Raw genomic sequence first — 18,921 nt, forward strand, 5'->3', positions numbered from 1 at the left:
AAGCATGAATACAACTTATAAATCAATAATCAGGCTCTTTAGTTTGTTATTGAGTCTCTCGGTGCTTTTCACATCATGTGACTCATTAATTCCAGAAGATTTGGATGCTTTGGGCGATGATGTCATGATCACGACGACTGAGATATCTCCTTATTTGGGACGTAAAACAAGTTATGAAAACATTGTGAACGTCAGCAATACGTCGACGCTTCCATTAAATTTTAAAATCGTTGGTCCGCGCACCGCAGCAGGTCAAGAGGCTCCTGAATTATTAGAGAAATATCCGGTCAAAGTGTGGACTCAAAGTTACACGGGAGAAGAAAAAACCTTGGAAGAGATTGAAAGCAAACGGAAAATTGAGTATCGCCCTATTTTGGATATACAACAGAAAAATGGAGACATTATTTTCTGGAATGCAGGAAATTCTTCCTTTATCAAAACATTGCCTGATGAAGGTTACCTATTTGATGTGGAAATCTCAAACTCTGGTGGTCGCCGATATTCAAGGAATTTAAAATTGATGCCTAGAAAAGAAAGGGACTATGAGCCTTCTCAATACGATGACATTACTGGCCTAGCAAAAAGTGCTTTTTTGAGACCCAATAGCCTAATCAATATTTATGGAGAGCGCACAGGTTTTATAACCTACGATGTTCGCGTCTATATATTTCAGAACGATAAAATAACCTCACCTGGAAATAGTTTGGCAATTAGTGTATTGGACTCTTTAGGGCAAACTATCGATATACAAAAGTTTAAGGATAGTAATTTCAAAGATTTAGTTCACGGATTCAATCACCGCTTTGAAAACGGCAAAGTTATCTATGATGTCGTCTATCCTATGCCACTGGTTAGTTTTCCATCTCGCTACACAAATTCTACCGGCAATATGGCTCGCTTGAATTTGAGGTACAATCGAATCGGTCGGGGTGGGTTTTTACTTGAAGCGCTGCTTTCCTTTGATTTTGCAATCTATAAGGAGGGTCATTGGGAAATACAAATACGGTTTAACGGGGAGTCTCCAAAATTTGAAAACGAATAGTAATGATTAACCTTATGAGAAAAATAGTATTAATAATTATACTGTTAAATGTGTTTTCTATGGCTTTATATGCCCAAGAAATAACCATTTCTGGGACGATTAAAGATGAACTTGGAGCGGACGTTTCTGGAGCAAGTATTACCACGATTCCTTCATCAAAAGTAGTTGGGGTAACATCCAGCGCAGGAACATTTAACGTAAAAATTCCTCAAGGGACTCGAAGCTTGCGGATCAGTCACGTAAACTACAACGTAGCAAACGTCAGTATCGTTGCTGGTAAGACAACCTATGCGATTGTACTGACTGAAAATAGCCAAGAAATTGAAGAGACAGTTGTTGTTGGTTACGTGGCCCGTAAAAAGGAATCCTTGACAGGGTCAGCGGTTGTCATTAAAGCAGATGAAATCAAAGATGCACCAGCTGCAAACTTTACCGATCTTCTACAAGGACGTGTACCCGGTTTGAATGTTCAGTTAACTACCGGTACGCCAGGTGTTCGTGGAAGCATGTCCATCCGCGGGTTAAATTCCGCAAATATTTCTGGTGCAGGTCAAGATGCTTACATGACCAATACATCACCGCTATTTGTGATTGATGGTGTTCCGGTGGATGAAGGAAATAGTTTTGAGTATGGTTTCCAGACGCAAGGTCCAGGTATAAGTCCGATTTCTATGATTCCTGTGGAAGACATCGAAGACCTCACCATTTTGAAAGATGCGCAAGCTACAGCCTTATATGGAGCGAAAGGAGCGTATGGAGTAATTTTAGTCACAACCAAACGCGGAAATTCCAAAATTCCTATTGTCAGCTGGAATTCCAAATACTTTGCCAATACAATTCCAAGTCTTCGCACGGTAATGGGCGGAAAGGACGAACGCCGGATGCGCGTTTGGCAGATTCTAGCAAATGATTCAACGCTTTCAGCAGGTCAGCATTTGATTAATGAAACTCCTATGCTAGCGGATTCATTGAACCCATACTATAACAACGCCACGAATTGGCAGTCGTATTTCTACGGAAATACCTTGAATATGCAACAGGGACTAATGATAAGTGGAGGTAATCAAAGTTTCAACTACAAAATTGCTCCAGGTTATTATAAAGAAAATGGAATTATTCAGAATACTGGATTTACGCGTTACACCATGAATACCAACATGCAGTATCGTCCTAGTGATAAATTTTTGATGAGCGCGTTCATGAATGTGAATATGGTCCGAAATAGCATGGGCTCTGGAAATGCTTATCAGCAATCGGGTGTCGCAAGTGGTTCAAATACGACTTCATTGTTGCCTGCCCCGTCTATTTATTCAGGAAGTTATGAAGCGTTGTCTGCAACGAATGTTGTCAACGATAACAAATCTGGCATGGCGAACACGCAGGTTCAGCTGGAATATGAATTTATCAGGGGACTTCGTGCAAGCACGACCTTAAATTACACCTATAACATTGCTAATCAAGATCGGTTTACGCCAGAAATCTTGAACTCTGGTGAAAGCTTGCTTTATGTCTATAATGACCGAAGAAATAAAATTTACACCCGGAATATGCTTCAGTATAATAAGTCATTCGGGAACGAAAAACATTTGATTAATGCTTATGTGTTCAATGAAGCTGAGGTAATAAAGTATAGAGCAGAAGTGATGGAACTGATCGGGACAGGGAGCGACGCAATTCAATCCGCTTTAAGTTACAATACGCGTCGGACTTTAGGTGGAGTTTTGAACAACTTGAGTGATTTCCGTTCCGCGGGTTATGCAGGCCAATTGGTATATCAATACGATAGCAAATACATCGCAGAATTTTCTTATCGATTTGATGGAAGTTCCAATAGAGGTTCAGCAGGTCTTTGGTCTCAAAACCCTTCTGTTGGAGCGAGATGGAATTTTGACCGTGAAGAGTTCGTAAGTTCTTTGGGATGGTTAACCACAGGTAACATTAGAGCTTCTTGGGGTCGCAATATCGTTCCGGTAGGGACAATTTATGATGCGTATGGGAAATATGTAATGGACAACATGACTTACAATAGCCAGTCAACAGTTTCGATTGACTTAAATTCCTTGCCGAATATCAATTTACAACCTATCGTAACAACACAATTGAATTTGGGATTGGAGTTGGGATTTTTTGAGAATCGATTAACAGTAAATTATGAAAATTACTACAAGCAAGTGGATAAGGATTTAGTTGAAATTGCTTTGGCAAATATCAATGCATTCTCTAAATTAAAAACAAACGAGCAATCGCTAGTGAATAGAGGTCACGAGCTTTCGATTTTCTATAGACCTGATTTTAGAAACTCAGATTGGAAAGCTACATTTTATGCCAATGGATCATTGAACAAAGATTTCTTAACGGATTTGGCAGGAGACATTCGTCAAGAATTGAAAGAAACGAATGACGGCACGTATTCGTACATGATTTTAAAACGCCTTGGACGAAATGCACTTTCCAATGTGTTATACCATTATCAAGGTGTGTATCAAAATGATGCTGATGTGCCTGTAAATCCCGCAACAGGATTGCGCTATCGCGCCAGCAATAATTTAGGAGAAGATTATTTCTTCAGAGCAGGAGACCCAATTTTTACTGACCTAAACGGCGATTACGTTTTAGATGGGAATGATTTAGTCGTAGCTGGTAATTCACAGCCTCAATTTACTGGAGGGTTTGGAGCTACCGTGCAGTACAAAGGATGGACTTTTCAGCCAAGTTTTACGATGACTTTGAAACGGGACATTATTAATACTGCCTTAGCAGATCGTTTCCGTAATTACTATAATCCGAGCCAATCAAGTGCATTGGTGCCAATTGACGATTACGACTATCAATCGCCGACGAATACCAATGCGACCTACCCTAATCCATTTGATTTTAGACGTGCCAGCATTATTGACGGTTATCGATATAATTCGACTCTTTTCCAAGAAGACGGATCTTATCTGAAGTTTAATTCTGCAACGCTTTCTTACAATTTCAAACGTGAGAATATACAACGTCTGTATGGAATTACAGGGCTTAGGTTGTACTTAACAGCTTACAACATTTATACATTTTCTAAATATTCTGGGCCAGATCCAGAATTAGTTACCGCATTAGGTTACGATAGTTCGAAAGGATATCCTCGAGCACGTTCGTTCACATTTGGTTTAGACGTACAATTTTAATAGCGATTAAAGACATGAAAAAATTTATATACTTCATATCCACCATAGCTCTACTTTTTAGTTCCTGTGGAAAGGATTTTCTGACAGTCCGCCCAATTGAAGATTTGACGGGAAATAATTACTGGCTAACTCCTCAAGATGCGCGCATGTTTATTCAAGGCTTGTATGCTAGTTTTCGTAGCGCAACTATGGATCAAGCTTTTTTCCCCGGTACTGGCGATCTTCGTTGCGCACCAACTGTCCGTAATTCAGGATCAAACGCGGCAAGTAACTTTATGAACCACATAACATACTTAAAGAATAACGACTTGAATGGGCTTTTTAATCAATATGTTAACAAAGATCGTAACTATGGAGACAACAATGATTTTTTTGGTTTCCATAACATCAGCAATTGGAGCCGTTTTTATACCGTAATCGCTAAAGCGAATATTGCGATTTATGAAATTGATCGCTTAGAAGGAATCTTCTCAGATAGTGAGAAAAAGCAATTTATTGCCGAAGCGACTTTCATGCGCAATTTATCTTATTTTTTCTTAGTTCGCCTGTTCGGTGATGTGCCATATTATACAGAAGCTTACCATGCTCAAGCAATCGGACGTACCCCGATGTTGAAAGTTTTGGAAGACGTTTATGTCGATATGGAGTCTCAATATAAAAATTTGCCTTGGACCTATGAAGATCCAACAGAAGTTGGTAATCGAGCCATGCGCGGAGGCGCTTTGGTTTTGATGATGCACGTAAACATGTGGATTGCAGGGTTTTCGGAGAATGAAAAGAATAAATATTACGAGCGCGTCGAGATGTTAGGAAAAGAGCTGATGGAAGAAAATGGCGGAGCTTATGAATTATTATCCCTAAGAAATACAAAGCAGATTTTCAAAGGCCGAACCAAAGAAGGTTTGTTCGAGATTGTTCAGAACTACAATTATGGTGAATTATTTCACATTTCGGCAACTTATGCAGATTACGTTTTGAGAGCACCATACAAAGCATTAGTTACAGCATCGTACATACATTATGAACCCAAGTTTATGAAAACGATGTATCCAGAAGATGCGGTTGATGAACGAAAAACGTATTGGTTTCAAGAAGATATTTATGCAACCAGTAACCGATTTGTGTTTTTAAAGTATGCAAATATTTTCGTGGGAGAGGGCGAAGATGGTAATCCTGATGACAATGCAATCGTCTTCCGTTTAGCGGATGCGATTTTGCTTCGTGCAGAAGCTTTAGCCGAGCTGGACCGGGATTCAGAAGCACGCACAGTGCTAAATGTTGTCCGTGCACGGGCTGGAGCGCTTCTTATTGAATCAGTTGGTGGAGACGATTTGAAAGATGAGATTTGGTGGGAGCGAGTTAGAGAATTGCTTGGAGAGGGGCATTTCTTTTATGATCTGGTTCGTACCAAGAAAGTACTTAATTCAGATTATACTTCTGCAACGATGTCCATTACCGCATTCAATCAACGTGCCTGGACTTGGCCAATCGATCGTGCGGCATTGGTAAATAACCCATTTATGACATTAAATACGTATTGGAACAACTAAGGCCATGAATATGAAAACGCACATAATTAAAAATTTAATCTTTGTTGGTTTGCTTGGGTTTTTATTGAGCTCATGCCAAGATAAATATTTTGAAGACTCCGGCATTCACGATGCGGTCTATGATGGAACCGTTATGGATTATATAAAAAATAGACCGGATGTTTTTGATTCTTTGAACACGATCATTCAGCTTTCTGGATTAGAGTCCGTATTGGATCAGGAAGGTGTCACGTTCTTTGCTCCAGGAGATCCTTCCATTCGCAAAGCATTGTACGAATTGAATGAAAATTTATTTGCTATAGGTCGAGATACCGTGTTGACATTGGATCAGGTAGATCCTTCTGTTTGGCGCGAATATCTTTCCATGTACATTTATAATGATACGTATGTCCTGAAAGACATTCCTCAATTGGACACGCTGAATATGAACATCTTTCCAGGTCAAGGATTTATTTCTTATGGAGGGCAGAATATGAATATCGGAGTCAACTACAACGATGTTATTTCTGAAAATTCCAGCGGACAAAAGCAGGTCGTAAAATACGCTGGATATAGACAGCTGTTTCTTTCATACATCTTAGATATTAGCAATGTGGGTTCGTTTGGATCGATCATCAATGCACCTGTGGCTAGTTCTGATATCCGCACAACGAATGGAGTTATTCACGCTTTAGAATATCGGCGACACACATTTGGATTTTCGTCAGCGAATTTTATCAATTCTGCATATAGCAAAGGAATCATTTATAAATAAGTAAAATACGATGAAGAAAATTCTCAATAAGATAGGAATCGTTCCAGTAGCTTTAGGACTTATTTTTTTACAAGCATGTAACAAAGAAAATAGTTTGGGCGAAGATCCTTACGCCGGTGGCAAAGAACCTCTGGGCATCGTGTTCGAAAATCTGAATCGCCCGATGGCTAGTGTCAGACCTGGCGATGTGTTCGAAGTTAAGGTAAGAGGGCTCCAAAAGCATGAAGCAGATGTCGAAGTATTTCTTAACGAACAGTTAGCCGATGTTGTTTCGCTTTCTGATTCCACCTTGGAAGTACGTGTTCCTAGCCTTGTATCATCAGGTGGACTAAAAATTAAAATCAGAGATCAGATTTATTTTGGGCCTCGAGTGCCGATTGAAGGCAATGTTCGATTTGATTCAGATTACGGCGTGAAAAATGGATTTAACGGTTCTGTGAATTACATATTGCCTGGAACTGGAGGAAATGATTTTTGGATATTGGGGGATTTTAGCGATTTTGAAAATCAAGCGACCAATACCGTTTTCCGAAATAACATACATAAAATTACTTCCCTAGGAGAATCAGTCAAGACAGCCGTGGGTTCATTTAATGTCGAAAAGGGCACAGTAGGGGGCGTAAATACGATGGTGCCATTAGCTGATGGGAAATACATGATCGGTGGCAGTATGGTCGGCTTCAATAACAATAAAAAATCTTATTATTTAAACCGAATTACGCGATTAAATACTGACGGAAGCATTGATACAACAGTTCTTGAATTAATCAATACGACCCCAGAAAAACCATTGAACGCTTTCGATACGCTACCCGCATTTAATGCATATTTAGGTTCAACAATTAATTCTGGATTTACAATTTCTTCTGCTAATCATTTATTCGCTACTCCTGATACAGGCGTCATAGCAGTAGGAAATTTCGGGTTGCATTCATTTATTGACTACAGGTACTCATCGCGTGAATCTAAAATGTTTGTTTACACGCCAGTGAATAATATTGTGAGATTAAAATCTGACGGACGAATTGACTCTGTTTTCGGATATAATAATGCTGGCGCAAATGGATTTATTAATGGAGCCATAGAAACCAACGATGGTAAAATAGTCATCGTAGGTGCCTTTAGCAGTTTCAATGGACGACCTGCTAATCGGATTGTGGCATTCAATAAAAATGGAACTATAAATACCGCATTCAATGTCGGAACAGGTGCAAATGAAGAGATATACGCCATCACCTACAACAAATCAAGAAATAAAATTGCATTGGCCGGACGCTTTACATCGTTCAATGGCGTTGCAAAGTTTGGGGTTGTCATCTTAAATGCTGATGGGTCTGTAGATGACACGTTTACTTTGGGAGATGTGGAACAGCGAATACCTACTTATGCTTATGTTATGAATAATGGAAAGATATTGGTTTCTGGTGATTTTATCCGATACAATGGAATCCAGCGATCGAGAATATTGATTTTGGAAAATGACGGAACAGCCTTACAGCAGTACAACAATATTGGAGAATTCGCTGGAAGAATTAATTCTGTCGTCGAAACAACTTCAAGTCTAGGTCACCCAGCTCTGTTGATTGGGGGCAGTTTTAGATTGGCTGATAGTAAATCGGTAGGTAATTTATTCAAATTGGAGGTAAGAAATTAATTAAGGAATTATGAGAATGAATGTAAACAACTTCTGGAAACTTGCGCTATTAGCTATGCTAACCTTGTTTCAGTATTCATGCAATGAAGATTTTCCCAACATTTTAAAAGAAGAATACAATAATCAAGAAATCGGCTCATCGCTAAATAAAGTACTCATTGTCGTAGTGGATGGTGTTCGTGGAAATGCAATGACAGATATCGATCCTGAAAATATGCGAAAAATTGCTAGGAATTCGCTTTACAGCCATTCTTCATTGGGTGATTTTAGTTCAGGGGTCTTTACAAAAGAAAAAGGTTTAGCAAATATTTTTATGGGGGTAAATTCAGCTAAACATTTGGTAACATCTGATTTATCAACAATCAATTCGGCGAATTACGCGACTATCTTCGAACATTTAAAATCAGATTACGATGGTTTTAATTCGAATGGATATACCACTAATTCGAATGTGAACACCTACCTTTTTAAGGGGATTGATGTTAAAGAAACATTGACTTCAGATGATGAAGTGATCGCTAAATCAAAGCAAGCAATCTTAGCTGATGACACCGAAATGGTTGTGGTACATTTGTCAAATATCGAAAAAATAGGAAATGAAAATTCCTTCGAAAGTACAGATCCGGCGTATAAATCTGCAATTCTAAACTTTGATGCTCAAATGCTTGATTTGGTCAATACCTTGGAGACAAGACCTAATTATAAGAATGAAAATTGGTTAGTTGTAATCACATCTTCTATTGGCGGATCCATCGCATATGTTGACCCAGATGACCAAACTGCTTATGCGGATAATTTGAGAAATACGTTTACGTACTTTTATTCTCCAAGATTCACACGAAAGTACCAAGCACGTCCCTCAACCAATTCATTGCCTTTTGTTGGTGCGGGTCTGAGATTAATGCTGGGATCCTCTGGAAACAATGCGACCTCGGCGCGTTTGGAAGATGTTACTAAAATGAATTTTGCGCCGTCCCAAAGTTTTACAATTACATTCTTTATTAAACAAAATACAGAGAATACAGACCATAACTATCCACCAATTCTAATGAAGCGTGCAGATACGGATAGCGGAAACGGTTGGCAATTTATTATGGCTGGAGGAAATGTTCAATTTGGAGCTAACGGGAGCAGCAAAATTAGCAGCACATCGATAAAAGATGCCAAATGGCACGCAATTACAGTTGCCTTGAATAGGACCGCCAATACAGCGAAAATTTATACCGATGGTGTATTATCCAATCAAACATCCGCAGGAACAGGCGATATCTCGAATACGATTCAAATGGTTTGGGGTAAGAAGCCGGGAAATGGCTCAAATACTGGTGATTTTACAGTGTGTAATCTTCAGATTTATGATGTTGCAATGAATGATCAACAGGTTAATGAGCTTGCAGGAATTGCATTGATCAAAGCCGATAACAGTCCATTCTTCAATAATCTCTTGGGCTATTGGCCTGCTTATGATGATATCGGTACGACAACAGTTACCGACGTTACCGCTAAAACAGGAAATCTGAAAATATTCAATGAGTTAAATTGGGTGTCATTTGAACAGTTCGTTCCTTATTTCAAGCCAGATATTAACGATGGAACGTTTCGTTTGGTGCCTAATCAAGTAGACATACCATTCTTTGTTTACCAATGGTTTGGTGTGTTGCCAAGAACGAATTGGTCGTTGGATGGCCAGGCTTGGGCACCGCCATATGCTGTTTTGGAATATTAATTAATTTAAAATTATACTCGTGATGAAAAGGAATTTGTTATATATACTATCACTACTGGCAATATTGACCTCTTGTGGAAAATATGGGTATGAGTTTGATCACGGCTATCAAACTGAAGATACCACCGGTACTGGGAGAGATACTTCCATGTCGTATGTCGATATTTCGATGCTTGATAAAGCACGGATCTATCCAGGTTTAGTGGGTTCGAATGTACGGCGTATTGCAGATACAACTATTAGTCTTCCCCTTAATTTTAGGTGGATCAGATCCTATGATTTAAAAGTCAATGTGACTCCCGCACCTCTGTTCAGTACGGGGCTGTATGCTCCAGCTGGTGAGAATATTCGCATTGTAGTTCCTGCAGGAATTATTGGGCTTAGAGCTCAAATCGGTGTTCATACAGATGATTTATCAGGTAAAGATCCCTTACGTCGCCAACCTGTTATTTATACGGTGAAAGAATTAATGCCCGGCGAGAATTTTATCCGCAATCCTTTTGGAGGTCTATTGTGGATAGCGGCTTCTTTATCTAACTCTGGAGACGTGCCTATTAAAGTTTCAGGAGCAGTTAGAAGTCCCGACTTTATACATGGCGTGACTAATCAAGCAGATTGGTTAGCAGATGTGGAAGCTAGCGAAGTTCCTTGGCTCGAAGTTCGTACAAAGCGTACGATTTTTACAATACCGCGCAATCTAGTTATTCGATATAAAAACCAGCTTAAAGTTGCTGAAATTTTAGATGTTTGGAACGATATTTATGAAGAGGATTATTATGGTTGGATGGGATTATCCGAAGGAAACTCGGATGTAAAGAATGCCTATCCCGATTTGCCAGAACGTGGTATTCTAGATATTCAGCCAAGTGTTGGATATGCGCATAGTGGTTTTCCATGGGTCGCTCAGCAGGATCAGCATTGGTTTTTTATGTTCACCAATTATGATTATTTAATGGGGACATTTGGACAAGGTGAAGGTGCTTGGGGAACTTTCCACGAAATTGGCCATAATTACCAACAATCTTCAGCTTGGAGTTGGAGCGCCCTGGGTGAGACAACCAATAATCTATTCGTATTCAAAACTGCAGACCGGTATAACAACCCGAATATTGCATCGCATCCAGCATTAGAAGGAGCCTTTACACAAGCAATCGCTTACGCTTCCTCTAATTCTGCGAAAAATTTCAACTCGTTATCGGAATTAGATGAAGGAGTTCGGCCGTTTTTTAGATTGACGCCATTCTTACAGATTTTTAATAAAATTAAAGGGAAGAATGGAGAACCAGGATGGGATTTCATGACTTATGTATACACCCAGTCACGCAACTCGAATATTTCGTTAGCATTGGATCAAGCCAAAATAGATTTCTTTTACCGTTCATTGTGTGATTTTACGGGCAAAGATTATGCACGGTTTTTCAGTGCCTGGGGAATTCCGGTAAGCAATATTGCCCGCAGAGAAATGCGAACGAAATATGAGGCTATGGACCAGTCGGTTTGGACTTATAACCCGCTAACTAAAACGGGGGGTGATGGAGCGATTGGGACTAAATATGATTTAAATAGTTCTCTTTTTGCCTACAGCATTAATGTTGCTACGCAAAGTGGTGATGGGAATGGAATAGCCGCTTTAAACGATGGAAATCTTTCTACGTACTGGCATGCTTGTTATTCTAATTGTGGGAATGCGCCTACTGTTTTACCAGTGATTATTGACATCGATTTAAAAGGAATCGAAGCATTCAAAGGTTTGTATTACGCCAATAGAAATCATGCAATGACCAACAAGCGAATGAAAATTTCGATCAGTAATGACAAGACCGTTTGGACACTTTTAGAAGATCAGGACGACCTGCCCAATACAAGAGCACAACGGATAGAAATTGAATTTGACCGCCTTCGTGAAGCAAGATACGTTCGCGTAGAATTCCCAGAAAACAATCGGGCTGGAAATGAATTTGTGGCGTTAGGCGAGTTGGGTTTATTTTACGATAATTAATCAAGTAGCTAAGTATGAAAAAGATTTTTTTAGGCATATTGACGGTAGGATTGATCACCGTTGGTTGCACAAAATATTATAGTCCTGAACCTTATTTTGAAGAGTACGAGCAGGCACAGGAGGGTGGAATAAAAAATAAAGTTTTGATTATCACAGTGGATGGTTTAGTCGGAAGCCAAATCAAAGCCTATAAACCTACCAATATTGGGAAGCTGATGGAGAATGCTAAATATTCATACGCTGCTCAGGCAGATGCGAATACCAACGATCCGGCAAGTTTGGTCACCTTGTTTACAGGGTATACTTCAACGCAACACAAAGTGCTTTCTGAATCCTATTTACCGGATGTTAACGCTTCGAATCCACATGGAGAGAATCAATACAGCCCATCGGTAATGTATCGGATAGAGGAAAGAGATAATAAAAAAAATACAGCCGCGATTATGCGCAATGAAACGTTTACCAACATCATGTTAGGCGAAGCCGATTACTCAACCATTGCGAAATCTGATGCAGAAATCAAAACTGAAACAGTAAATTATTTAGATAAGAATAATCCTGATTTTCTAGTCATACAATTTTCTGATGTTCAAGCTGCAGGTATAGACGGAGGGTTTGTGCTTACCAATTCGAAATACAAAAATGCAGTAGACATCGTTGACGGATATATTGGAGAAATTAAAACAGCCCTTGAATCCCGCGATAACTATAATGATGAGAATTGGTTGATTATAGTTTGTTCAGCGCACGGAGGAGATGAAAATGGAAAGTTCGGCGGAATATCCAGCGACGAAATGAATACATTTAGTTTGTACTATAATAAGAACTTCAAACCGACGGAACTGACAGCTGAATCGATGACTTCTATGTACGCAAATGGATATTTTCCAGGAACGTATGCTCATTATGATGGTGGGAATGCGCGTACTTTTTCGGAAATGGGCGTGCGGGCGCAAAGTCCAGAAGGGGATGTGAGCGATGTGTTTAATCCTGCACAAACTGGCGAATTAACTTTTGAATTTAAAATGAAGCTGAGAGAGGATAATTTTTGGGCAGGATTATCCTTTACCGGTGGTTATCGAAATTATTATAATTATTTGTTAGGAAAAGACAATTCACATGGCACTGATGCGGGATGGCATTTATTTGGTTTGGACATGGAATTGCAACTTAGGTTGCAGGATGGAGCAAAAACCGAAAATATTCAGTTCGCGAGAGGGACTGATGGCAACTGGAATCATTATACATTTGTTTTTAAAGAGGCCGGAACAAGAACCAATATTGCCGTATACGTTAATGGCATGCTGAGCAAATCTGCTGATTTAAATATGCCAATTTCAGCATTTAAAAACAAAGCTCCTTTGACAGTTGGATTTAATTCCTCAGATACAAGAATGGCTTTTTTAAATGCCGATTTGGCGGATGTAAGGGTTTGGAATAAGGCGCTTACTGCTAAGCAAGTCGAAGAAATTGCATGCAAGAAAACAGTAGAAGCAGCTAATCCGCTGTCTGGGAATTTAGTGGCTTATTATGAAACTTTTGTTGATGGAAATGTTTGGAAGAATGTAGCAAATACCTCTGCCCCAGATTTAAATGTTTCTGGCAAGCCCACTTATAGTGTTGTTTCAAATTACAAGCCTTGTACATTGGCTGCATCGGAAGTATTCCTTCAAAATATAGATCTATTGCCTCAAGTTTTTTATTGGTTAGGGATGGAAACTAGCGATGATTGGAAGTTAGCAGGATCCTTGTTTTTAAATAGTTTCGAATTAGAATTTATTAAATAGATTATGAACAATATTAAATTAACTCTTCTTGCTAGTATTCTCTTCTTGTTATGTATTTCATGCGGAAAAGATACTTTAGTTTTTCCTGAAAAAGTTGATGATAATGGTTCTAAAGAGCCGATCGATGTTTTCGTTAAGCCTACTGATGTTAAAGTCGTGGGAGATTATAATCAAATCTTTATTTTTCAGTGGCCAAAGTTTAGCGATAAAATGGATAAGGTGAAAATTACGTATGAAGATGGGGCCGTAGCTAAGGAAATTTTAGTGTCTGATTTCAGCAAAAATTATGAGCTGATCACTGAAAGTCTGGGCGAGTTTGAGTTCAAATTAGTCGGTATAGCCAAGGATGGAACAGAGACAGCATCAGTTAGTAAAAAGGCTACGAACAAAGGATTATACAGCGCAGATGTAATCCGATTTCTTACCGCATCAAGCAATGGATTTAATGTAGATATCAAATGGCAAAATAGTGGAGCGAAGAACTTGAGTTTGACATTTTCTTATACTGACGCAAATGGTGCAAAAAATGAGACTATAGAGTCGATTTCTGAGAGCGATGTTTTTTCTTTTAGCGGACTTCATGGAAGCCGAGTCTCCGTTGAGTTGAAAGATGAGTTTGGAAATGTGTTGTCGAAATCGTTTACATATTCATTGTTGAGTTCTGAGCTAAATACTGCTGCAACAAAGGCGGGTTGGACAGGAGCAGTAAGCTCAAATCACGAAGGAGATGGAGGAGGAGCGGCCGCCTTGATTGACGGAAACCCTGAGACATTCTGGCATTCGCCATGGGGAGGAACTATTCTTCCTTGGCCACATTCAGCTACGATTACATTAAATAATGTAAAAAGAATTACCAAATTTGAGTTACAGCTTCGCCACAATAATGGAACCGGTGCTCCTAGAGATTTCGATTTTCAAACGAGCGCAGACGGAACGAATTTTACGACTGTAGAATCTTTCGTCAATACTTCCACTACCGCAAAAGCAGTTATTCCGTACGAACTAACAAATTCTGTAGAGACGAGATATGTGCGTCTTTTGTTCAAAACAAGCATTAATAACCTAGCTTTCGTTTCGCTGGCAGAAATTAATTTTACTGCAATACAATTGGAAGTAGATTAGTTTATTAAGAAAAGGCTAGCTTAAAATTGAAAAAGTAGGCTTCTTAAATAAAAAATCTCAAAGAGGGCTAATTGATTTAAATTAGCCATCTTTGAAATTAAAAGTGCTATTTTTTGTGCTACCTCGGCAAACTCTCTGGTCTGCGCATGCGGTATTTTGTAGCCGTAATGGCGTGCATAAACGCTTCTATATCTTGGATTTCTTGTTTTGTTAATCCGAGCGGCTTCATTAATGGGTCAGTTATCGGATACATGGGGTCTTTTGCCTTTTGTTCTGCCGTTGCCGTATTCATCTGCATTCCGCTATTGTATAAATTCAGTAAACCTGTCATGTTCCAAAATAAACCATTGTGCATCCATGGATCCGTGTTCATCACATCTCTTAAGGATGCGGTCCGGAATCGCCCTACGTCATCAATATTATGCGTGACTTCGTAACGGCCAAGGTCTTGATATTTCTTTTTGTAATAAGTTAAACCAATGTTATGAAAAGAATCATCTGTAAAAAACTGTCCACTATGGCAATTCATACAGCGAGCTTTATTCCTAAATAAATGCAATCCATTGATTTCCTGATCTGTTAACACCTTGAAATTACCATCGAGGAACTCATCGAATCGGCTTCGGCGACTTGTCAATGTCCTTTGGAACGCGGCTAATGCACGTAAAACTTCGGGCATCGAATAATATTCATCACCGAAAGCTTCCAAAAATAATTTATTGTAAGCAGGAATCGCTTTTAGTTTGGGGATCAATTTAGTAAGATCCATATTCATTTCATGGTGTGCCTCGATCGGAGCCAGTGCCTGTTCTTCTAATGAGTTTACTCGTCCATCCCAGAATAATGTTTTTCGTGCATACACATTTAATAAAGAAGGTGTATTTCTTGTTCCTTCTAAATGATCATGCCCAATTGGAACAGTTAATTTATCAGCCCAAGAAGTTTGAGGATTGTGGCAACTGCTGCATGAAATCTGATTGGAGCCAGATAAAATTGGGTCGAAAAACAAGTATTTCCCAAGAACCACATCCGGGCGCTCCATTAAGGCGAAATAATTGCTATCTGCAACGGGAAGCGAACTGAATTCTTCCCAGTTTACACCCGAATCGATCGCTGGCTTAGGCCACTGTGCCAAAGGTTGTCTATACAATGAAACAATGGAATCTAACATTGCGGTTCCCGAAAGCTTCGAATTTTCTGTGAACGAAGCCAAAAGAACAATCAACAAAACCGAAAATAACACGTATCCCTTTTTCATATTTATTAACACAAGGTTACAAAACTAGAGTATTATTTAGAATTAGTAAAAATAATTAGCTTTTTCTTCAAGTTATTCCTTACTTTTGCGAACTATTTAGAATTAGTATAAATTAAATCAACCCCAAAACTGAAATGATTTTTTATAGAATTGTTTTAACATTTCTTATCTTATTCGGCTGTGAACAGCTTTTAGCTCAACAATCCAACAGCATTACAATCAAAGGTACAGTCATTGACGAAAAGGGATTGCCTATATCACTAGCAAATATTTATTGTGAAGAAACTTTTACGTCAATTTCATCCGACGTTAAAGGTAATTTTAGTTTACAGATTCCAAAGTCGTATGATCAAGTAAACTTGCGGTTCACCTATGTGGGTTTGAAAACCGCAACTATAAACATAAAAAAGCAAAATTATACAACAGCGGTTAGTGTCACATTGCTAGAAAATAGTCTAACGCTCGATGAAATTCAAGTTAATCCCAGAAATACATCGAATAAAAATTCCATTTCTTCCATCGAATTTGATGAAGAAGCGATTGAACGCGTTCAAGCTTTTAGCTTAATGGATGTATTGAACACCCTGCCTGGTAAACAAATGACTCCTCCAAATATCAATGCCCCACAGACATTGACATTAAGAAATACTTTGACTGAAAACTCGAATACGTTTAATAATTCCTTAGGAATTCCAATTATCATCGATGGCGTTGCAATTTCCAACGATGCCAATATGCAATCTCGACCAATAGGGCAACGGGGAATGAGTGGCTCGGCATTACCAGCTCCAAATCCTGCTTTCACAGCTGACGTGGCATTTAGAGGGATAGATTTAAGAGAAATTCCTGTAGAGTCGATAGAGAAAATTGAAGTTATTCAAGGTGTTGCTTCAGCAGAGTATGGCGAGTTGACGGATGGAGCGATATTAATCGAGCGAAAAGCAGGGAAGTCGCCAATGCAATTTACAACCAATATCAATGGTGGTTCGAGTAACTACTCGTTGAACAAAGGATTTAATCTTCCAAAAAATTGGGGAGGCTTGACCACCGATCTGAATTTTGCCAATTCTAATTCTAATCCAAGAGATAAGGTGCAACAATACAACCGATACGGAGCTTCAGTTCGGTGGAATACCGTACAATTTAAAAATTTCAGAAATAAGCTGAGTATTGATTACAGTAAACGCGTTGATAATTCAAAACTTGATCCAGACGACGGTAGCCAGCGAAAGTATTATTCTCGGGAATCTAGAATGCGATTTTCCAACAATTCGTCGTTTAGAGTCAATTCAAAATTTCTTGATGATATCAATCTAACACTATCTTATTCCGAAGGAAATCAGGAGACCTATTCACAGTATTTGTTGAATCAAGCCATGAAACCCTACACAGCTAAAGATACAACTGGAATTTACGAAGGAACAGTGATCAATGGAACCTACATGGCCTACGAGGAATTGGTCGGTAACCCCGTTTCAATGAGCGGAAATTTAAGATTAACAAGCAGATTTCACCTTGGGAAAACAAACCATAATTTGTCTTATGGAGTAAATAGTAATTACTCCAATAACGGTGGAAAAGGTATTGTGTTAGATCCCGAAAGGCCAAGATTTGTTAATTTAGGTGATCAAAATTTACGTCCTTATTCCTACGAACTCATACCCGCAATGGTAAATTCTGGAGTTTATTTCATGGATAATTTTAATTATAAACTTTTTGGCAAAGCCTTCAATTCTAATTTTGGAATTCGATTTGATTCGCAAAACGGTTCGCTATCGACTCAGCCCAGATTAAATACACAGGTCATCTTAAGCAAGAATTGGAACATCGCTGTGGCATATGGAATCTCTTCAAAATCACCGACATTGGCACATCGCTATCCGCCGCCATCTTGGATTGATGTCCCCCTAATCTTTGCTGCAAATTCAAATGCGTCGCTTTATTTGGTGTATACCGAGCGCATCGAGACTGCTAACGAAAATTTAAAGCCGAGCAAATCATCACAGGCCGAATTTACGGTGAATTATAAGAATGATCTATTTAGCTCACGCATCAATGGGTATTTTAAAGACAATCGAAATGGTTTCAATACGCTTGCTGTATATAAACCTTTCACTTTGCCCACCTATACCTACCAAACTGATCCAACAACTGGCGGTATAATCTACAGTCCAACTGGACGAGATACGACGTATTACAATTATTCTTACAACAAAATGGATAATTCCATCAGCTCTTATACTTACGGGGTTGATTGGAGCATTAATTTCAAGGAAATAAAACAAATTAATACAACTGTGTCATCTAGTACATCCTATATTTTATCCAGACAGAATAATCGGGTTTTGACTATGACTAATTTGACCACTCCAATTCAGATTGGAGGCAAATACATTTCATATGCATTGTACGAGCCGTTTGCGAATGATAAAATTCATGTGCTTACCAGCAAGTTGAATACAACCACGCACATTCCAAAATTGGGTTTTGTTGTTATGACCAATACAGATGTTTTTTGGATGAACCATAGAGAATCGCAGTACTCGGAGAAATTTCAGCCTGCTATTGGATACCTCGACAATCAGATGAATCAAGTTTTATTTGCTGAAGGTGATGTCAATAATATTCCGCCGAGAGATGTGCAATTAACGGAAACTACACAGCGAATCATTTATGCAAATTTTTCAATGTCTGTTGCAAAAGAAATAAGTAAAAAAATTAGAATAGCAATAACTGCATACAATACGTGGAATCTACATCCAGAATCGTCCTATGTCAATCCTGAAAATGGTGTAGAAACAATTACTTCTTACAATAGTCCATTGAGTATAACAGGAGGAATTACAATTAAACTATAATACT

Annotated in this window: 11 protein-coding genes; 10 read left to right on the forward strand and 1 reads right to left on the reverse strand. The window is 38.9% G+C overall.

The annotated features are described in order from the left end of the window. Positions 1–4 precede the first annotated feature (4 nt). The 9 genes from C4F49_RS11150 to C4F49_RS11190 are packed head-to-tail and all read left to right on the forward strand — an operon-like array spanning position 5 to position 14,801. Positions 5–1,042: a DUF5007 domain-containing protein gene (locus tag C4F49_RS11150; protein ID WP_196935921.1), complete on the forward strand. Its 1,038-nt coding sequence runs from the start codon at positions 5–7 to the stop codon at positions 1,040–1,042. Positions 1,043–1,101: 59 nt separating this feature from the next. Next, complete coding sequence (locus C4F49_RS11155) at positions 1,102–4,209, forward strand: SusC/RagA family TonB-linked outer membrane protein (protein ID WP_231388277.1); 3,108 nt, start codon at positions 1,102–1,104, stop codon at positions 4,207–4,209. A gap of 14 nt (positions 4,210–4,223) precedes the next feature. Next, positions 4,224–5,759, forward strand: coding sequence for a RagB/SusD family nutrient uptake outer membrane protein (locus C4F49_RS11160; RefSeq protein ID WP_196935923.1), 1,536 nt, complete (start codon positions 4,224–4,226; stop codon positions 5,757–5,759). Positions 5,760–5,769: 10 nt separating this feature from the next. Continuing rightward, the gene (locus C4F49_RS11165) at positions 5,770–6,513 is read left to right on the forward strand and encodes a fasciclin domain-containing protein (RefSeq protein WP_196935924.1); all 744 of its coding nucleotides are present in this window, start codon (positions 5,770–5,772) and stop codon (positions 6,511–6,513) included. A gap of 10 nt (positions 6,514–6,523) precedes the next feature. After that, positions 6,524–8,167: a DUF5008 domain-containing protein gene (locus tag C4F49_RS11170; protein WP_196935925.1), complete on the forward strand. Its 1,644-nt coding sequence runs from the start codon at positions 6,524–6,526 to the stop codon at positions 8,165–8,167. A gap of 10 nt (positions 8,168–8,177) precedes the next feature. Beyond that, positions 8,178–9,893, forward strand: a complete 1,716-nt coding sequence (locus C4F49_RS11175; protein ID WP_196935926.1) for a LamG-like jellyroll fold domain-containing protein — start codon at positions 8,178–8,180, stop codon at positions 9,891–9,893. Between the two features lie 22 nt (positions 9,894–9,915). Then, positions 9,916–11,892 carry a M60 family metallopeptidase gene (locus C4F49_RS11180; RefSeq protein WP_196935927.1) on the forward strand — a complete coding sequence of 659 codons (1,977 nt, stop codon included), beginning with the start codon at positions 9,916–9,918 and terminating at the stop codon, positions 11,890–11,892. A 14-nt stretch (positions 11,893–11,906) separates the two neighbouring features. Next, positions 11,907–13,679 (forward strand): LamG-like jellyroll fold domain-containing protein, encoded by a 1,773-nt coding sequence (locus C4F49_RS11185; protein WP_196935928.1) that lies wholly within the window; start codon positions 11,907–11,909, stop codon positions 13,677–13,679. 3 nt (positions 13,680–13,682) lie between these two features. Next, positions 13,683–14,801, forward strand: coding sequence for a discoidin domain-containing protein (locus tag C4F49_RS11190; protein WP_196935929.1), 1,119 nt, complete (start codon positions 13,683–13,685; stop codon positions 14,799–14,801). A gap of 118 nt (positions 14,802–14,919) precedes the next feature. Here the strand turns inward: C4F49_RS11190 and C4F49_RS11195 are convergent, their stop codons facing one another. Further along, entirely contained in the window at positions 14,920–16,059 is a 1,140-nt protein-coding gene (locus tag C4F49_RS11195) for a cytochrome-c peroxidase (protein WP_196935930.1), read from the reverse strand. Positions 16,060–16,193: 134 nt separating this feature from the next. Between C4F49_RS11195 and C4F49_RS11200 the strand changes: the two genes are divergently transcribed. Beyond that, entirely contained in the window at positions 16,194–18,917 is a 2,724-nt protein-coding gene (locus tag C4F49_RS11200; RefSeq protein ID WP_196935931.1) for a TonB-dependent receptor, read from the forward strand. Positions 18,918–18,921 lie beyond the last annotated feature (4 nt).

Source organism: Sphingobacterium hungaricum, from assembly GCF_015210005.1.
GTDB classification, from domain to species: Bacteria; Bacteroidota; Bacteroidia; order Sphingobacteriales; family Sphingobacteriaceae; genus Sphingobacterium; species Sphingobacterium hungaricum.